Below are 15,146 nucleotides of genomic sequence, written 5' to 3'. Positions count from 1 at the left end.
GCCCGATTCACCCCAGTGGATCCACGCCATGCGTGGATGGGCCCACCCGCCACCCCTCGACATCACCACAACAACAACGCGCCGCCCGGCAGGCGCTGGCTGCGCAGGCCGGCCTGCTGGGCCACGGCGGCAATCGCCGCATCCGGCTGCTGCAGGTGGAACAACCCGCTCACCGCCACCTGCGCGCCCTGCCCGCGCAGAACCCAGACCGGCGCACGCCGATAGCGGGCAAGGCGCTCGATCGCCCGTTGCGCAGGCAGATCATCAATGACGATCTCGCTGCGCCGCCACGGTGCGATGGCCTCCACATCGGTCAGCTGCAGCGGTTGCAGCCAGCGGCCATCACGGAACGCGCGTGCCTGCCCGGCCTGCAGCCGCTGCGCAGCGACATGACCTGGCCTGATCTCCACTTCGCCCTGGCTGACCTCGGTGGTCACCACGGCATCCTGCAACGCAACGCTGAATGCCGTGCCGATGTCACGGATCTCGCCACCGCCGGCCTCCACCCGGAACGGTCGTGCTTCGTGCGCGACCTGGAACCAGGCGCTGCCACGCAGCAACTGCAGGCGGCGCTGGCCGGCGCTGAAATCAAGCGCCAGCGCGCTGCCTGCATCCAATATGGCAGTGCTGCCATCCTGCAGCTGCACCGTGCGCGGCGCGTTGCCGCTGCGCACATCGCTGCGGACCAGCAGCCACGCGTGCGGCGCCACCGTCACCGAAAGCAGCAGCACCGCCGCACTGGCCAGCAGCCAAGTCAGTCGACGACGTGGCTGCAGCGGCCGCAGCGCGGGTTCGGCGGTCAGTTCCGGGAGCGCAGCCAGGACATCCGGGCCGGCGGCATCCAGGCCTTGCCAGAAGGCCTGCTGCTGGCGCCAGGCATCGGCATGCCGGGGATCGGCCTGCAGCCAGCGCTGCAGGGCGCGTTGCTGGCGCTCCGGCAACCGGCCCGCATTGCACCGTATCACCCAGCGCAACGCCTGCCTGGCCTGACGCGGCGAGGGTATGGACGTAGTCATGATTGTGGCCCGCGGCACCACCAACGGGTGCGCCTTACAGTTGAGACAACGGTGAGCGGCATCTGCCCACGGCACATGCAGGTCATGCGCGGCTTCCCCGCTGGTGCTGCTGGATGAGCAGGGCTGCGCGCAGCACGTACTTGCCCACCACGCTCTTGGAAATACCCAGACGCACGGCGATTTCGCGCTCGCTCAGGCCCAGGTAGCGGTTGAGCACGAAGCACTCGCGCACCTGTGGCGGCAGCGCCAGGATGGTCTGGCTGATCTCGCGCAGCTGGGCCTGGTCCAACGCCTGCGCCTCGCCATCATTGCGGGCATCGGCCAGGTCGCTGGCGTACTCCGCCATCGCCCGCCGTTCGCGCGCGTCGGCTTGGCTGCGGTTGAGCGCGTGGTGGTAGGCCATGCGGTACAGATACCCGCGCGGTTCCAGGATCGGCGGGTCGCCGGGCACGCTGCTGGCCTTCAGATAAAGGTTCTGCAAGGTGTCTTCGGTACTGGCCGGGTCGAGGTAGCGGGCAATGAAGCGGGACAACGCACGGCGCTCGCGGATCAACAGCTCGATCAGCGCCAGGGCATTGGGAGACATAAGTGCCAAGGCCGGACCGGGGAATGATGGGCGTGATGGCGACGGTCCGTACGTGGATTGTGGGCCGCGCAGCGATGCGCGGCAAGCGAAGTTCCGCACAGCATCCACGCATGGCGTGGATCTACCAGGCGACGACAGGTCCAGTAGATCCACGCCATGCGTGGATGTGGTGCCTACGGTTCCTGCAGCGCATCGAAGCGCTCGGCCAGGTAGTCGATCAACGCGCGCACCGCCGGCAGCAGGCCGCGCCGCGAGGGGAACACGGCATGCACGATGCCGTGCCTGGGTTGCCACTGCGGCAGGATCGGCACCAGTGCGCCGCTGGCCAGTTCGTCGGTGATCATCATCCGCGGCAGCATCAGCACGCCGACACCGGCCACCGCCGCACTGCGCAGCGCGATCATGTCATCGCTGACCAGCCGCGGGCGGTGGTGCACGCTGGCCTGGACCTCCTCTGGACCGGCGTACTCCCAGACATGCATCTGGGCCGGCGATGCCAGGTCCACGGTGGGCATCATCGCCAGATCGGCAGGCACTTTCGGCGTACCCATCTGCTTGAGCAGGGCCGGGCTGGCAGCAGTACACCAGATGCGACGGGCCAGCACGCGCACCACCAGGTCGCTGTCCTCCAGCGGTGGCGGGCGCACGCGGATGGCCACGTCCACGCCCTCGCCCACCACGTCCACGCGCCGGTTGGTGGCATCCAGCTGCAGGGTCACCTGCGGATGCAGGGCCAGGAAGTCGGCCAGCATGCCGCCAATGCGCGCGTGCAGCAGTGCGATCGGACAAGCCAGCCGCAGGGTGCCCCGCGGCTCGGCGCGTGACAGCGCGATGGCCTCCTCGGCCGCCTCGGCTTCCACCAGCATCGCCTTGCAATGCCGGTAGTAGTCCTGGCCGATCTCGGTGACCGAAAAGCGGCGGGTGGAACGTTGAATCAGGCGCACACCCAGCCGTTCCTCCAGCAGGGCGATGCGGCGGCTGAGCTTGGACTTGGGCATGGCCAGTGCGCGCCCTGCCTGCGAGAAGCCGCCGTGCTCGACCACCATGGCGAAATAGAACAGGTCGTTGAGGTCGCAGCGGCGGATGTCGGCGATGAACACGGGACGATCTCCTGCGGCCCTTGCCGGGCCTTCATCGTTCACAAAATAGGACTATGACGGCAAATTCTGCCGACTACCGGGCCCATTGTCACGGCGATATCGTCTCCGCAACGAAAAACAGCGACCGGTTGCCCCGGTCAGGAGATCGCCATGAAGCGTGTCACCGGTACCTACAGCGCCCCCCGCCCGCACTGGGTGGGCGACGGCTTTCCCGCCCGTTCGATGTTCTCCTACAACACCCATGGCCAGCACCTGAGTCCGTTCCTGCTGCTGGACTACGCCGGGCCGTACAGCTTCCCGCCCAGCGAAACCCCGCGCGGGGTCGGCCAGCATCCGCACCGCGGCTTCGAGACCGTCACCATCGTCTACGAAGGCGAAGTCGCCCATCGCGACTCGACCGGCGCCGGCGGCACCATCGGCCCGGGTGACGTGCAGTGGATGACCGCTGCCTCCGGCATCCTCCATGAGGAATTCCACACGCCGGAATTCAGCAAGCGCGGCGGCACGCTGGACATGGTGCAGCTGTGGGTGAACCTGCCGGCCAAGGACAAGATGGGTGCGCCGGGCTACCAGACCCTGCTCGATGCGCAGATTCCTTCGGTGGCCTTGGCCGACGGTGCCGGCCGCGTACGCGTCATCGCCGGGGCATTCGAAGGCGTTGCTGGACCGGCACGTACCCATACCCCCATGGACGTGTGGGACATCCGCCTGCTGCAGGGCCAGCACGCCGAGCTGCCGGTGGCCGATGGCCGCACCCTGGCGCTGGTGGTGTTGAAGGGAACGGTGCGGATCAACGGCGGCCAGGCAGTCGGCGAAGCACAGCTGGTGACCTTCGACCGCAGCGGCGAAGACGTGTTCATCGATGCCGACAGCGACGCCACGGTGCTGCTGCTCAGCGGCGAACCGATCGATGAGCCGGTGGTGGGCTATGGGCCGTTCGTGATGAACACCCAGGCCGAGATCCGCCAGGCCGTCAACGACTTCAACGGCGGCCGCTTCGGCCAGATCGCGCACTGATCCACTGCATTGCGGCGGGCAACCGCCCGCCGCCTTCCGGGCCTTCGCCCCCTCCCCAGGAGACTGACCATGAGTACCCCCGCCAACTTCAACGGCGCCCGCCCGGTGATCGACCCGGACAACGCCGCGATGCTGCTGATCGACCACCAGAGTGGCCTGTTCCAGACGATCGGTGACATGCCGTTCACCTCCGTGCGCGCGCACGCCACCGCCCTGGCGAAGATGGCCACGCTGGCGAAAATGCCGGTGATCACCACCGCGTCGGTACCGCAGGGTCCGAACGGCCCGCTGATCCCGGAGATCCATGACGCCGCACCCCATGCGCAGTACGTGGCGCGCCGCGGCGAGATCAATGCATGGGACAACGCCGAGTTCGTCGCCGCGGTGAAGGCCACCGGCCGCAAACAGCTGATCATCGCCGGCACCATCACCAGCGTATGCATGGCCTTCCCCTCGATTGCCGCCGTCGCCGACGGCTACCAGGTGTTCGCGGTGGTCGATGCCTCCGGCACCTATTCGAAGATGGCCGAGGAAATCACCCTGGCGCGTGTGGTGCAGGCCGGCGTGGTGCCTATGGATACCGCTGCGGTCGCCTCGGAAATCCAGCGCACCTGGAACCGCGAGGACGCCCAGCAGTGGGCAGCGATCTACACGCAGATCTTCCCCAACTACCAGCTGCTGATCGAGAGCTACCAGAAGGCGCAGGACGTGCAGAAGAACCACGAGCAGCTGGATTCTCAGCGTAGCTGAGCCCAGTGCATCCACGGCGATTTCCGCCTGCCGGCGCGCCGCCGGCTCCACCGCAAGCCAACCCCGACCAGGACACCCTCATGGCCAGTGAACCGATCCGTGACCCCGTCAGCGACCACCTGCTGACGCCGCAGAATTCCGCCTTCATCATCATCGACTACCAGCCGGTACAGGTGAACTCCATCGCCTCGATGGACCGCCAGCTGCTGGTCAACAACATCGTCGGCACCGCCAAGGCGGCGGTCGCCTACGGCCTGCCGATCGTGCATTCGACCGTGAACGTGCAGACCGGCCTGAACAAGCCGCCGATCCCGCAGCTGCGCAAGGTGCTGGGCGACTACCCGACCTACGACCGCACCACCATCAATTCCTGGGAAGACGTCGAGTTCCGCAAGGCGGTGGCAGCGACCGGCCGCAGGAAACTGATCATGACCGCGCTGTGGACCGAAGCCTGCCTTACCTTCCCGGCACTGGATGCGCTGAAGGAAGGCTATGAAGTCTACGTGGTGGTCGATGCGGTGGGCGGCACCTCGCTGGCCGCGCATGATGCCGCGCTGCGCCGCATCGAGCAGGCCGGTGGCCAGTTGATCAGCGTGACGCAGCTGTTCTGCGAACTGCAGCGCGACTGGGCACGGGCGGAGACGGTGCCGGCCTTCATGAACCTCTTCATCGAAACCGGTGGTACGGCCGGCATCCAGTTCTCGTACGATCGTACGGAGTGATTCCGTGGCGGCCCCGGCTCCGGCTGGCGCCACCTTTTCCTGCAGCCGGGCATGGCCCGGCGCTACAACCGGGGATTCCCATGGCCTACGCACGCATTGTTTCGACCGCCGACAACTACCTGCACCACATCAGCAACGGCCATTTCGATGTCGCGGCCGATGAGCCCGCCTCGCTCGGTGGCCAGGGCAAGGGCTTTGCCCCGTTCGACCTGTACCTGGCCTCGCTGGCCGCGTGTACCGCCATCACCCTGCGCATGTATGCCCAGCGCAAGGGCTGGGAGCTGGGCGAGTTCCACGCCGAGCTGCGTTCCGAACGCGATGCGGACGGGCGTTTCCACGTGCACCGCGTGCTGCATGCCACCGCCGAGCTGAGTGATGCGCAGTGGCAGCGCCTGCTGGAGGTGGTGGAAAAGACCCCGGTGACGCTGGTGATGCGCGAGGGTGCACGGATCACCAGCGAGCGCGGGGCGGCAGCATAAGCGCATCCACGCATGGCGTGGATCTACTGACCCTTCAACGCCGGGAGTGCAGCACGGTGCGCTGGCGCATGGCGTTGAACTCCTGTTCGACCTGCTGGATGTCCTCGGCCTGGAAGCCGGCGGCATCCAGCAGTTGATCGGCGGCAGCGGCAGCCAGCGGATCATCCTCACGCTGGCGCCAGCAGCGTGCCGGCAGGAAATAGCCGACCTCGCTTCGCCCGCGCATGATGACGACCGGGCGCCCTGCATACAGCAGGAATTCGGCCAGGTGCTGGCGCAACCCCTCCACCGAGACATAGGCCGGCCCGATGCCCAGTGTCTGTGCGGCGGGCTCGGAACTCTCGAACAGCTTGCGACGGCTCATCCACTCCTCCTTTGTGCAACGCGTGGTCTTCCTTCCTTAGACGGGCGCGTCGCCGCGCCCCCGCCACGCGTGTCGTGACTGCGATCACGCTGTCCGATCAGAAACCGGTGTTGAACTCCAGCTGGAACACGTCGATCGACAACGGTGGACCCGACACTTCCTTGGCCGCCATCCACTTGCCGCTGATCCAGCTGCGCGCATCCAACGCATAGGCGCCGCCGACGTAGTAGCCGCGCGCATTGGTACCGCCGAGGTGGAAGTTCGGATCGTTGTAGGCGTCAGGCAGCGCATCGGCCTCGATCCGCTTGTAGCCCAGCAGGGCCTGCCACTGGCCCTTCTCCTTCAGCTCGGTGGCGCCGAAGGTGGCCTGCAGCATCCAGGCGGTGTCGCCGCTGCGGAAGGTGTCGATGCTGGCACTGCCACCGGCGCCGTAGTTGTTGACGATGCCGTTGTTGGCCCGGGCGAACATGGCCTGCTTGCCATAGGCCAGGTTGCGGATGTAGTCCGCGTCCAGGCGCATGCCGATGTCCTGCGCAAGCTGTGTATCCCAGCGCAGGTTGAAGGTCGCCAGGCGGAATGCCGAGGCCAGGCCCACGTACTGTGGCGTGGGCGTATTGGCCGGATCCAGCGGATTGCGGGCGATATCGCGGATCAGCATCAGGGTGTTGCCCTTCTGCATGAACGCCGGCCGCGACCAGTCGGTATCGCACCCGACCGCACCTGCGTACAGCGCGCACGGCGACGACAGGCGGCCACTGATGTTCTTGAAATCGTAGTAGCCCAGCGCTGCACGCAGGCTGTTGTCATCGTTGAAGCGCCAGTTCACCCCCACCTGTGCACCGGACAGCCACTTGTTCTCGTTGGGCGTCTTCACCCGGCTCTGGCTGGGAGCGCTGTCGGAGGTGTACTCCAACGGCACCACCGCCAGGTTGCCGAACAGGCCGACGTCGTCGGCGAGTTCGTACCTGAGATTGGCTGCCAGACCATCGAAATTCAGGTCGTTGGAGAACAGCGTGTCGCTGGTCCAGAACGGATTGCCGAAGCGTCCGCCGCGCACCGTCACCCAGTCGGCCGGGCTGTAGGCGAGCCATGCCTGGTCCAGCCACACGTCCTTCTTGCCCAGGCCGCCGCCAAGCTGTTCGGTGGTGGACACCGGCCCGTTGCTGCTGCCACTGGCCAGGCGCACGCCTGCGGTGGTGTGCTCGCCGATCATCGCTTCGATGCCCAGCCGTGCACGGATGCGCCACAGGTTGCGGCGGTCCTGGCGGGTGTTGAGCAGCGGCGGCAGCTGCAGGTTGGTGTTGTTGTTGGTATCGAAACCGCTACCCGCATTCACCGAGGCCCAGTTGGTTTCGATGTCGCTGTTGCGTTCGGAGTAGAAGCGCGACTCGCTGCGCACGCGCATGTCACCGGTCACCTTGATGCGCTTGGTCCACTCGGCCACTTCGTTCGGCGCGGCCCAGCCCTCGGCTTTGGCCTGCGCCATCACATCCTGGCGTACTTCATCGCGGATGCCATCACGCACGCTCTGCGGCACGTACGGCACACGTACGTCGCCGGCTTCCAGCGCCACGCCGCCGCTGTTGGCTGCGCCACTCGCAGTGACACGTTGCGCAGCCGCCGCCTCTGCTTCGGCCTGTACCAGCAGCGCCTGGCCGTCTTCGGGCTTGAGTGCGCCACTGGCGATCAGGCCCCGGATCAGCTTGACCATGGTGGTTTCGGCAGCCATCGCACTGGCCGGCACGGCCAGGCTGAGCAGTACGGCGCAGCACAGCAGCGCCCGTCGGGCCGGCCGCGGGCGGCGGGATGCGGTTCGAGCGCGGTCGTGGTCGTTCATCACGGTTCTCATCGAAAGAAGGGAAATCACGGAAGTCATCGGTCAAGCGCCGGGGCGGCGCCCCTGGATCAGCACGCGCGCGGGGAAATCCAGCGACGCCGGTGGCATCTGGTCGACTTTGCCGATCTGCCGCAGCGCATCGAGCACGGCCACGTCGGCCTCCTCGTTACCGCTGCCACGCACCAGCTCGACCTTCTCCAGCCGGCCGTCCGGCGCCAGCCACACATTCACCTGCAGCTGGAAGGCCAGGCGCTTGACCCGCGCATCGCGCGAAATCGCCTGTTGCATCAGATAGCCCAGGTAGCGGCCATAGCTGGCATTGCCGGCACCGCCACGGCCGACACCGGACGAGCCACCGCCGCTGCCCGACTGGATGCCGAAGCTGTCTCCGCCGGCCTGCGCATCGGTGTCCATGGTCACCGGGTCGGCGTTGTCCGGCGTCGGCGTCGGCTCTTCGGCCGGCGTTGGCTGGTCCAGCGGTTCCGGCTCAGGCACGGTCTCTTCCGGCGGTGTCTCCGGCTCGGGCGGTTTTTCCGGTGGCGGCGGTGGCGGCGGTGGTGGGGGCAACGACAGCATCGGCGGCTGCACCACCGGCCGGCGCGTGCTGGCGGTGTCCTTGAACAGCAGCCACCACAGGGCAATACCCAGTACCAGCAGCGCCGCCAGTACCAGCGCGATCGTCACCAGCAACTGGCGTCCGCGCGTACCAGGCTCCTGCAGGGGTGGTCGATGGCCGGCCATGCCTCAGCCCTGCGCCTTGCCGGTGACCAGGCCGACCTGGGCCAGCTCCAGCCGCCGCAGCAGGTCCAGCACCTCGACCACGCGCGCGTACTGCACCTGCGCATCACCGCGCACGATCACCGGGAAATCCGGCGACGTCGCGCGTTCGGTACGCAGGCGGTCCTCCAGCTCGGCCATCGTCACCGGGTAGGCGTCCAGGAATACCTGGCCGCTGGGGTCTATGGTGATCGCCTTGGTCTTGGGCTTCTCAAGTGCGGTGCTGTTGCTGGCCTTCGGCAGGTTGACCTCGATGCCGGGAATGGAGGCGTTGCTGGTCAGGATGAAGATCACCAGCACCACCAGCAGCACGTCGACGAAGGGCGTCACGTTGATGCCCTTCTCGCGTTTCTTGATGCCGAACTTCGCCTTGTAGGCCATGGCCGGTCCCTCAGCCCTGGACCGCGGCCGGGCCGCGCCCGTCCTGCTCTTCAGCCAGGCGGGCGGCGAACTCGTCGACGAACACCGCCATGTCGGCGCCGATCGCTTCGGCGCGTGCGCCCAGCCAGTTGTAGCCGAACAGTGCCGGGATCGCGACGCCCAGGCCGGCGGCCGTGCACAGCAGCGCTGCCGCCATGCCCGGGGCCACCGAGTTGATGTCCACCGCACCGGCCATCGCCGCCACCACGAACACCAGCATGATGCCGATCACGGTGCCGAACAGACCCACGTACGGTGCACCCTCGATGGTGGTCGACAGCCAGTTCATGCGCCGCGCCATCGCCTCCTGTTCGCGCACCATCACCGCGTCCATCGACGCGCGGATGGCGGCGATGGTGGCCGCGCTCAGATAGCCGGAGTTGCCGTCGCGCTGATGGCGCTGCTGCATTTCATCGATGGCCACCTGGTAGATGCGCCACAGCGAGCCGTCGTGCATCGCCGTCGGCACCTTGCCCTGCCGGTCCATCTCGGACAAGGTGCGCAGCGGCACGCCGGAGAGCTTGCTGAAGCTCTCGGTGAACACTGCATTGGCCTTGCTGGTACGGCCGAAATGGCGACTCTTGGCGATCATGATCGCCCATGACAACAGCATCATCAGGCCGAGGATGGCCACCACCACCCAGGCGTCGAACGGCATCGCCTTGAGGATGAAGGCGAAGTGGCTCTGTCCGGCCGATTGCTCGTCAGCACCGTAGCTGATCAGGCGCGAATCGGCTCCCTGCGCGGTGGCATCGGCCAGCAGCAGCGCCGCCGGGCGCGCCACGCGTGAGATCCGCAGTTCATCCAGCGCACCATCGAAGTTGGCCAGCGGCTGCGTCGCACCCGGTGCATCGGCACCTACCACCGCAGCGGTGGTCAGTGCCGGCAAATCACCACTGAGCTCGGCCACCACGCGGCCATTCAGATACAGCTGCAGCGACCCCTTCTCGGCGGTAAGCGCGAGATGCGCCCACTGTCCTTCCGGGATCGGTTGTGCCGGCGTGCTGCGCTGACCATTGAGCTGCACGAAAGGCACGCGGTTGTCGATGCCCACCACCAGCTCGGCGGTGCCATCGCGCCGGGCGTAGATCGCCTGCGCGGTGGTCTGCGCGCCCGGTTTGATCCAGGCAGAAACGGTGAGCGGCGCGCCCGCTTCCTGTGCCAGCGAAGCGCTGGCCGGCAGCGGCAGCGGACCCGCGCCCAGCTGCACGCCACGCCCGATCACCGTGCTTTCCGCCGCAGGCACTACCGCACCGGCCGTGTTGCCGTAGGCCGTGGTATCACGCGCCGGCGCATTGGCTTCGGCAAAGTGGTAGACCAGCGTGTAGTCCGGATCGAACACCTGCTGGCCATTGCCGCTGGCCGGTGCTTTCGCGTTGCCGTAGTACATCCAGATCGTCTGCGGCGCGCTGGCGGTCAGCGCCGGAACGTCCACCCATACCAGGGCCAGGCCCAGGTTCGGGTCGAACTGCTCGATCTGATGGGCCAGCACGGTGCGACCGTCGGCAGAAACGAAACGCAGGTCGTTGCCACCCTCCTGGGTGCCATCAAACCCGAAGTTTCCGGTATGCAGGCGCAGCAGCAGCGGGGTACGTCCGGGATTGCCGGCCAACCCTGCGCCCTGTGGGCCGGCGTCGACGGTGATCGGCTTGCGGTACTTCCATTCGGCCTGCCACCAGTTGGCATCGGCCGCGGCGGCGGGCAGCGCGATCAGCGCAGCCAGCAGCAGCAACATTCGGGAAAGCAGACGGTCCATGCAAAAGGTCTCCGGAGAACGCATCTCAAGGGAAGGGTCAGTAGCTGGTGCTGATGTTGAAATGCAGGCGCGGGTCGTCCTTGCGCGTGACCGGGCCGTCGGCGTAAGGCCAGGCGTAGTCCAGGCGCAGCTGCAGGTGTTCGCCCAGGCGCAGCTGCGCGCCCAGCCCGACCGACGCCAGGTTGTACTTGTCGCGCTGTTCCGGCAGCGGCTGACGCAGGCGCAGGTAGGCCGCGTCGGCGAAGCTGTACAGGCGCAGGTCGGTACCGCTCCACAGCGACCACGCCGGGGTGCGCCATTCCAGGTTGGCCAGGCCACCGTAGTCGCCGATCGCTTCGGCCGAGAGGTAGCCACGCACGGTGTACATACCGCCAGCGGCGAACTGCTCGGCCGAGACCAGCGGTGCATCGGTCGCCTGCAGCGAGCCACGCGCATACCACTGCCAGTCGTTGCCGAAGGTGTGCGTATTGGAGACATCCGCCTTGAACGCTACGAAGCTCGGGTCGGCCCAGTAGCGTTTCTGGCCGAAATCGGTGGCGTTGCTGCCATAGCCGAACAGACGCCGGGTTCCCGCCACCAGCTGCGTGTTGATGCTCAGCTGATCGCTCTCGCCCTGGCGCACGCCGACGAACGCCAGCGTGACCGGCGCGTACTTCAACGGCGTCTTCAGGCTGTCCTTGCCCATCTGCGTGTCTTCTTCGGTGTCCTTGAAGTCCACGCCGAGGCTGAGCTGGCGCCACCACTGGCTGCTGCCGGTCAGGCGGTAGTTGAGCTTGAGACCAATGGAATGACCGTTGCCGATCACGTTGGTGCCGGTGCCGGTGCCGACCTGCCCACCTGCATTCAGTACGCGGCTGTCGGACTTGTAGCCGGACGCTTCCAGGCTCCACGGCGTGCCTTCAAAGGGCATCGTGTACGAGGCCGAAAACACCTTCGCCTGTTTGGTATCTTCCGGTGCAAGGTACACACCGATGTTGGCGCTGTGCCCGCGCTTCCACAGGTTGTCGTGGGCCAGCGATGCACTCAGCCGCAGCTTCTCGGTGTCGGCACTGTGGTCGTTGTTGAGTGCCGCGCTCGCGCGCCAAGGCGACTTCTCTTCCACCTGCAGGTCCACATCCATGGTGCCCGGCACCTGGCCTTCGCGCACCAGCGGAAGCACCTGGCGGCGGCCACCTTCGTTCAGCGCAGTCAGTTCCTTCTGCGCCTGGTCGAAGTCCGGCACCCGTCCCTCAGCCAGCGCCGGTACCCGCTCGCGGATGCGTTCGGGTGAGTCATGGCGGGCACCGACCACGCGCAGCTGGCCAATGGGCGTCTGCTGCACCTTCAGCAGCACCACGCCTGCGTTGACCTGCTGTTCGGGCAGCTCCACATAGACCGATTGGTAGCCGGCCTGCTGGTACAACGCGTTGACGGCATCACGCGCCTTCTCGACATCGGCGAGCGTTTTTCCGGGGCCGAGGAACGGTTCGACTGCGCGTTCGATCTGGCGCGCATCGAGCACGGTGTTGCCGCGCACGATGTACTCGTTGATGTTCACCGTGGGCGCTGGCGCGGCGTCCTGCGCGAGCACTGGAAATGGCAGCGACGCCAGGGCCAGCATCAGAGGATGCAGGCGCAGCGGAAGGCGAGCGGCACGGCACGGAACGGGAGTCATCGGAGGCATCGCGTCGTATCGAAGGGAATGGCCAGGGAGCGGCGCGTGGGTCTATCAACAGGACGTGCAGGCCGCGTCAAAACCGCCAACAGTTTTGTGACAGCACTGTCATCTGTTGACGATGCTGAAACAGGCGCAGGCGGACACTGTGCCTGGCACACGTCTTCATTGCAGAGCGCCTGCTGCCTCGGGAGATTCAACATGCACGCCATCCTGCTTGCGCCAAACCGCCCTGCCCTCTGTCTGGCGTTGGTCCTGGGGCTGGCTTCGCCTTGGGCGCGGGCCGACCAGGCTGCCAAACAGGCAGATGCAGCGCCATGCATCGAAGTACAGGTCAACGGCGAGCGCATCCCCGCCTGGGACTGCCTGCAACGCAAGCTGGCGCCGGCGGAGAGCGCAGCCGCCCGCCCTGCTCTTCCCGAGGCCGAACGCGTGATGCGCAAGCCCGGCAACCAGTTGCTGCAGTACAACCTGGAAGGAACCCGGCAACGCATGGGCGATGCGTTCGGGCGTTCGGTGGTGCCACAGCGCCCGGCGCGCTGAGCCGTGTTCAGTGCCGCCCCAGCGCGGCGGGAACGATGCCATCGGTAGGCATGGGCGGCAGTTCGGGCACGGGCAGCGAGCGCGGCTGTCCTGCCTGCTGCAGTTCAACCGCGCTGGCGCTGATCGCTGCCAATACGGTAGATGGACCCAGACGTTGGCCCGGTGCATAGGCCTGGGCAGGCGCCCCATCCACCGACAGCAGCGCCAGCGGCGCCTGTTGCCCGGCCATTACGCCCAGCACGCTCACGTCGGTCTGCACCGCGCCGGGCGAGAGCAGCCGCACCAGCGGTGCGCTCGCAGCGTCGTCGAAGGCCGGGGCAGCGGGTACGGCAACCTGCACTGGGGCGGCGGCAACGCGAACCGGCGCCATGAACAGGGCCATGCCCCAATATCCCGCCACGGCCAGCAGCAGCATGGCCGCCAGCAGGGTCAACGTGCGATTGCGATCCCAACGCCTGCCGTCCATGTTCCGCACCTTCGCCAAGGTCCTGTGCGGCCACGCTAGCAGCTGTCGCTGACGCTTTTGTTTCATCATCCGCACCTACGCTGGCAGGTATCGGCAAGGACGGGAGGCGATGTCCGATGCAACGCAGGCCACGCGGCTTCACCCTGATTGAACTGATGGTGGTACTGGTCATCATCGGCATCTGCACGGCGGGTATCGGCCTTGGCCTTGGCAGCCTGCTCGACCCTGCGCGGCAGCTGCGCCAGGAATCGGAGCGGTTGGCGCAGCGCCTGCAGGTCGCGCGCGATGAAGCACGCATCGATGGTCGGCCGATCCGCTGGCAGGCCAGCGCAGAAGGCTATCGCTTCAGCCGCCGCGACAACGAAGGCTGGGTCGAGCTGCGGCGCGATGACCTGCTGCGCCCCCAGCAGTGGCAGACCCGCGGCATTGAAGTGCAACCAAAGGCCGCCATCGAGTTGAGCCCCGAATGGATCGGCGTGCCGTGGGAGCTGGCGTTGTCGCTGGACGGCCGTCGACTGCGTCTTCGTGATGATGGCAGTGGACAATTGCAGGTCGTGCAGTGAAGCGGAAGCAACACGGATTCACGCTGATCGAGGTGCTGATCGCGTTGGCCATCGTGGCCATCGCCTTGGCGGCGGTGATGCGCTCGGTGGCGGTGGCAACCGATGACCAGTCGCGCCTGCGTGACCGTCGGCTGGCCCTGCTGTGCGCGCAGGACCGCTGGCAGGAGCTGCGCCTGGCCGCACAGCCACCCGGCGATGCACGCCTGCTGTGCCTGCAGGGGCGCACCCGTTTCCTGGTGCAGCAGCACCTGGGCAGCGGTGCCGACGGGCAAGCGCAGCTGGACTTGAGCGTGGTGGCCGAAGATGCACCGAAGCAATCGCTGGCGCGCCTGCAGCTGCCATGGACGGCGGCGCCATGAAACGCGCTGCGGGTGGCTTCACCCTGATCGAAGTGATGATCGCCATCACCATCATGGGCGTGCTGGCGGTGATCTGCTGGCGCGCCCTGGACAGCGTTGCCAGCACCGATCAGCGCCTGCGCCAGGCCGATGCCGAAACCAGCACGGCGATGCGGGTGTTGCAGCAGTTCCAGCGCGATATCGAGATGCGGGCCGACGACGCGCTGATGAACGGCGCGGTGCGACCGGCCGATCAGCCTGCGCGGCTGCTGCCGCCGTCGTTGACCAGTGAGCGCCATCCCGATGGTGGCTTTACCCTGGAGATCACCCGCAGCGTCGGCAGTGATGGGCTGCAGTGGCAGCGCGTTCGCTGGTGGCGGCAAGGCAGCACGTTGTGGCGTGCCAGCGGTGCGCCGTCCGATCATTATCCGCTCCCTGCGCCTGAGCCGACGCGCGGGCTGATGGTGGCGCGTGATGTGCAGCGCTTCGAAGTGCGGGCATGGCAGCCGGGAGTGGGTTGGGCAATGCTGCCCAGCCAGGGGGAGGTACTGCCGGCGACCGGTCTGGAATTGCGGTTGGGGTTGCGTGATGGACGCGGGCCGTTGAGTTACCGGCGGGTGTTGGCGCTCTGAGAGGAGCATCCACGCATGGCGTGGATCTACTGAACTGCATCCACGCATGGCGTGGATCTACTGAACTGCATCCACGCATGGCGTGGATCTACTGAACTGCATCCACGCATGGCGTGGATCTACTGC

18 protein-coding genes are annotated in these 15,146 nt (G+C 66.9%); 8 read left to right on the top strand and 10 right to left on the bottom strand.

All coding sequences use genetic code 11. The features are described 5' to 3' along the window. Positions 1–62 precede the first annotated feature (62 nt). The 3 genes from H3005_RS08895 to H3005_RS08885 form a co-directional block, all read right to left on the bottom strand. Entirely contained in the window at positions 63–1,016 is a 954-nt protein-coding gene (locus H3005_RS08895; RefSeq protein WP_191077967.1) for a FecR domain-containing protein, read from the bottom strand. A gap of 82 nt (positions 1,017–1,098) precedes the next feature. Continuing rightward, positions 1,099–1,602 carry an RNA polymerase sigma factor gene (locus H3005_RS08890; protein ID WP_191077966.1) on the bottom strand — a complete coding sequence of 168 codons (504 nt, stop codon included), beginning with the start codon at positions 1,600–1,602 and terminating at the stop codon, positions 1,099–1,101. Positions 1,603–1,775: 173 nt separating this feature from the next. Then, positions 1,776–2,702 (bottom strand): LysR family transcriptional regulator, encoded by a 927-nt coding sequence (locus H3005_RS08885; protein ID WP_191077965.1) that lies wholly within the window; start codon positions 2,700–2,702, stop codon positions 1,776–1,778. A 150-nt stretch (positions 2,703–2,852) separates the two neighbouring features. Here H3005_RS08885 and H3005_RS08880 point away from each other — a divergent pair, with 150 nt between their 5' ends. The 4 genes from H3005_RS08880 (at position 2,853) to H3005_RS08865 (ending at position 5,670) form a co-directional block, all read left to right on the top strand. Next, positions 2,853–3,719, top strand: a complete 867-nt coding sequence (locus H3005_RS08880; RefSeq protein ID WP_191077964.1) for a pirin family protein — start codon at positions 2,853–2,855, stop codon at positions 3,717–3,719. A 69-nt stretch (positions 3,720–3,788) separates the two neighbouring features. Continuing rightward, on the top strand, positions 3,789–4,469 hold the full coding sequence (locus H3005_RS08875; RefSeq protein WP_191077963.1) for a hydrolase: 681 nt from the start codon (positions 3,789–3,791) through the stop codon (positions 4,467–4,469). Positions 4,470–4,549: 80 nt separating this feature from the next. Beyond that, positions 4,550–5,191: a hydrolase gene (locus H3005_RS08870; protein ID WP_100552657.1), complete on the top strand. Its 642-nt coding sequence runs from the start codon at positions 4,550–4,552 to the stop codon at positions 5,189–5,191. Positions 5,192–5,271: 80 nt separating this feature from the next. Beyond that, positions 5,272–5,670 (top strand): OsmC family protein, encoded by a 399-nt coding sequence (locus H3005_RS08865; protein ID WP_025874386.1) that lies wholly within the window; start codon positions 5,272–5,274, stop codon positions 5,668–5,670. Between the two features lie 34 nt (positions 5,671–5,704). On the opposite strand, the gene H3005_RS08860 is transcribed toward H3005_RS08865, so the two are convergent. The 6 genes from H3005_RS08860 to H3005_RS08835 all read right to left on the bottom strand — a co-directional run bounded on the left by H3005_RS08860 (position 5,705) and on the right by H3005_RS08835 (position 12,478). Then, positions 5,705–6,034: a hypothetical protein gene (locus tag H3005_RS08860; protein WP_089235815.1), complete on the bottom strand. Its 330-nt coding sequence runs from the start codon at positions 6,032–6,034 to the stop codon at positions 5,705–5,707. A 97-nt stretch (positions 6,035–6,131) separates the two neighbouring features. Next, positions 6,132–7,871, bottom strand: a complete 1,740-nt coding sequence (locus H3005_RS08855) for a putative porin (RefSeq protein ID WP_191077962.1) — start codon at positions 7,869–7,871, stop codon at positions 6,132–6,134. A 42-nt stretch (positions 7,872–7,913) separates the two neighbouring features. Then, on the bottom strand, positions 7,914–8,612 hold the full coding sequence (locus tag H3005_RS08850) for a cell envelope integrity protein TolA (protein WP_191077961.1): 699 nt from the start codon (positions 8,610–8,612) through the stop codon (positions 7,914–7,916). Between the two features lie 3 nt (positions 8,613–8,615). Beyond that, the gene (locus H3005_RS08845; protein ID WP_089235818.1) at positions 8,616–9,029 is read right to left on the bottom strand and encodes a biopolymer transporter ExbD; all 414 of its coding nucleotides are present in this window, start codon (positions 9,027–9,029) and stop codon (positions 8,616–8,618) included. Positions 9,030–9,039: 10 nt separating this feature from the next. Beyond that, positions 9,040–10,824: a MotA/TolQ/ExbB proton channel family protein gene (locus tag H3005_RS08840; protein WP_191077960.1), complete on the bottom strand. Its 1,785-nt coding sequence runs from the start codon at positions 10,822–10,824 to the stop codon at positions 9,040–9,042. A gap of 37 nt (positions 10,825–10,861) precedes the next feature. Continuing rightward, positions 10,862–12,478 (bottom strand): ShlB/FhaC/HecB family hemolysin secretion/activation protein, encoded by a 1,617-nt coding sequence (locus tag H3005_RS08835; RefSeq protein ID WP_191077959.1) that lies wholly within the window; start codon positions 12,476–12,478, stop codon positions 10,862–10,864. 201 nt (positions 12,479–12,679) lie between these two features. On the opposite strand from H3005_RS08835, the gene H3005_RS08830 reads away from it, so the two are divergent. Continuing rightward, positions 12,680–13,021 (top strand): hypothetical protein, encoded by a 342-nt coding sequence (locus H3005_RS08830; protein ID WP_191077958.1) that lies wholly within the window; start codon positions 12,680–12,682, stop codon positions 13,019–13,021. 7 nt (positions 13,022–13,028) lie between these two features. Here the strand turns inward: H3005_RS08830 and H3005_RS08825 are convergent, their stop codons facing one another. Beyond that, on the bottom strand, positions 13,029–13,487 hold the full coding sequence (locus H3005_RS08825; RefSeq protein ID WP_191077957.1) for a general secretion pathway protein: 459 nt from the start codon (positions 13,485–13,487) through the stop codon (positions 13,029–13,031). Positions 13,488–13,603: 116 nt separating this feature from the next. Between H3005_RS08825 and gspH the strand changes: the two genes are divergently transcribed. The 3 genes from gspH to H3005_RS08810 are packed head-to-tail and all read left to right on the top strand — an operon-like array spanning position 13,604 to position 15,020. After that, positions 13,604–14,050 (top strand): type II secretion system minor pseudopilin GspH, encoded by a 447-nt coding sequence (gene gspH, locus H3005_RS08820; protein WP_180167242.1) that lies wholly within the window; start codon positions 13,604–13,606, stop codon positions 14,048–14,050. Continuing rightward, on the top strand, positions 14,047–14,409 hold the full coding sequence (gene gspI, locus H3005_RS08815) for a type II secretion system minor pseudopilin GspI (protein ID WP_191077956.1): 363 nt from the start codon (positions 14,047–14,049) through the stop codon (positions 14,407–14,409). The genes gspH and gspI overlap by 4 nt, the downstream gene beginning before the upstream one ends. Then, entirely contained in the window at positions 14,406–15,020 is a 615-nt protein-coding gene (locus H3005_RS08810; RefSeq protein WP_191077955.1) for a prepilin-type N-terminal cleavage/methylation domain-containing protein, read from the top strand. Before gspI ends, H3005_RS08810 begins: the two co-directional genes overlap by 4 nt. Positions 15,021–15,146 lie beyond the last annotated feature (126 nt).

Origin of the sequence: Stenotrophomonas sp. Br8, from assembly GCF_014763005.1 — a bacterium.
Classification (GTDB): domain Bacteria; phylum Pseudomonadota; class Gammaproteobacteria; order Xanthomonadales; family Xanthomonadaceae; genus Stenotrophomonas; species Stenotrophomonas lactitubi.
Note: the sequence above shows the minus strand (reverse complement) of the source record. Positions and strands in the feature narration are given on the sequence as shown.

What these genes read in the sequence shown, in the direction of transcription:
- H3005_RS08895 (WP_191077967.1), bottom strand. Translation starts at nt 1,016, where the DNA reads ATGACTACGTCCATACCCTCGCCGCGTCAGGCCAGGCAGGCGTTGCGC.
- H3005_RS08890 (WP_191077966.1), bottom strand. Translation starts at nt 1,602, where the DNA reads ATGTCTCCCAATGCCCTGGCGCTGATCGAGCTGTTGATCCGCGAGCGC.
- H3005_RS08880 (WP_191077964.1), top strand. Translation starts at nt 2,853, where the DNA reads ATGAAGCGTGTCACCGGTACCTACAGCGCCCCCCGCCCGCACTGGGTG.
- H3005_RS08875 (WP_191077963.1), top strand. Translation starts at nt 3,789, where the DNA reads ATGAGTACCCCCGCCAACTTCAACGGCGCCCGCCCGGTGATCGACCCG.
- H3005_RS08870 (WP_100552657.1), top strand. Translation starts at nt 4,550, where the DNA reads ATGGCCAGTGAACCGATCCGTGACCCCGTCAGCGACCACCTGCTGACG.
- H3005_RS08865 (WP_025874386.1), top strand. Translation starts at nt 5,272, where the DNA reads ATGGCCTACGCACGCATTGTTTCGACCGCCGACAACTACCTGCACCAC.
- H3005_RS08860 (WP_089235815.1), bottom strand. Translation starts at nt 6,034, where the DNA reads ATGAGCCGTCGCAAGCTGTTCGAGAGTTCCGAGCCCGCCGCACAGACA.
- H3005_RS08855 (WP_191077962.1), bottom strand. Translation starts at nt 7,871, where the DNA reads ATGAACGACCACGACCGCGCTCGAACCGCATCCCGCCGCCCGCGGCCG.
- H3005_RS08850 (WP_191077961.1), bottom strand. Translation starts at nt 8,612, where the DNA reads ATGGCCGGCCATCGACCACCCCTGCAGGAGCCTGGTACGCGCGGACGC.
- H3005_RS08845 (WP_089235818.1), bottom strand. Translation starts at nt 9,029, where the DNA reads ATGGCCTACAAGGCGAAGTTCGGCATCAAGAAACGCGAGAAGGGCATC.
- H3005_RS08840 (WP_191077960.1), bottom strand. Translation starts at nt 10,824, where the DNA reads ATGGACCGTCTGCTTTCCCGAATGTTGCTGCTGCTGGCTGCGCTGATC.
- H3005_RS08835 (WP_191077959.1), bottom strand. Translation starts at nt 12,478, where the DNA reads ATGACTCCCGTTCCGTGCCGTGCCGCTCGCCTTCCGCTGCGCCTGCAT.
- H3005_RS08830 (WP_191077958.1), top strand. Translation starts at nt 12,680, where the DNA reads ATGCACGCCATCCTGCTTGCGCCAAACCGCCCTGCCCTCTGTCTGGCG.
- H3005_RS08825 (WP_191077957.1), bottom strand. Translation starts at nt 13,487, where the DNA reads ATGGACGGCAGGCGTTGGGATCGCAATCGCACGTTGACCCTGCTGGCG.
- gspH (WP_180167242.1), top strand. Translation starts at nt 13,604, where the DNA reads ATGCAACGCAGGCCACGCGGCTTCACCCTGATTGAACTGATGGTGGTA.
- H3005_RS08810 (WP_191077955.1), top strand. Translation starts at nt 14,406, where the DNA reads ATGAAACGCGCTGCGGGTGGCTTCACCCTGATCGAAGTGATGATCGCC.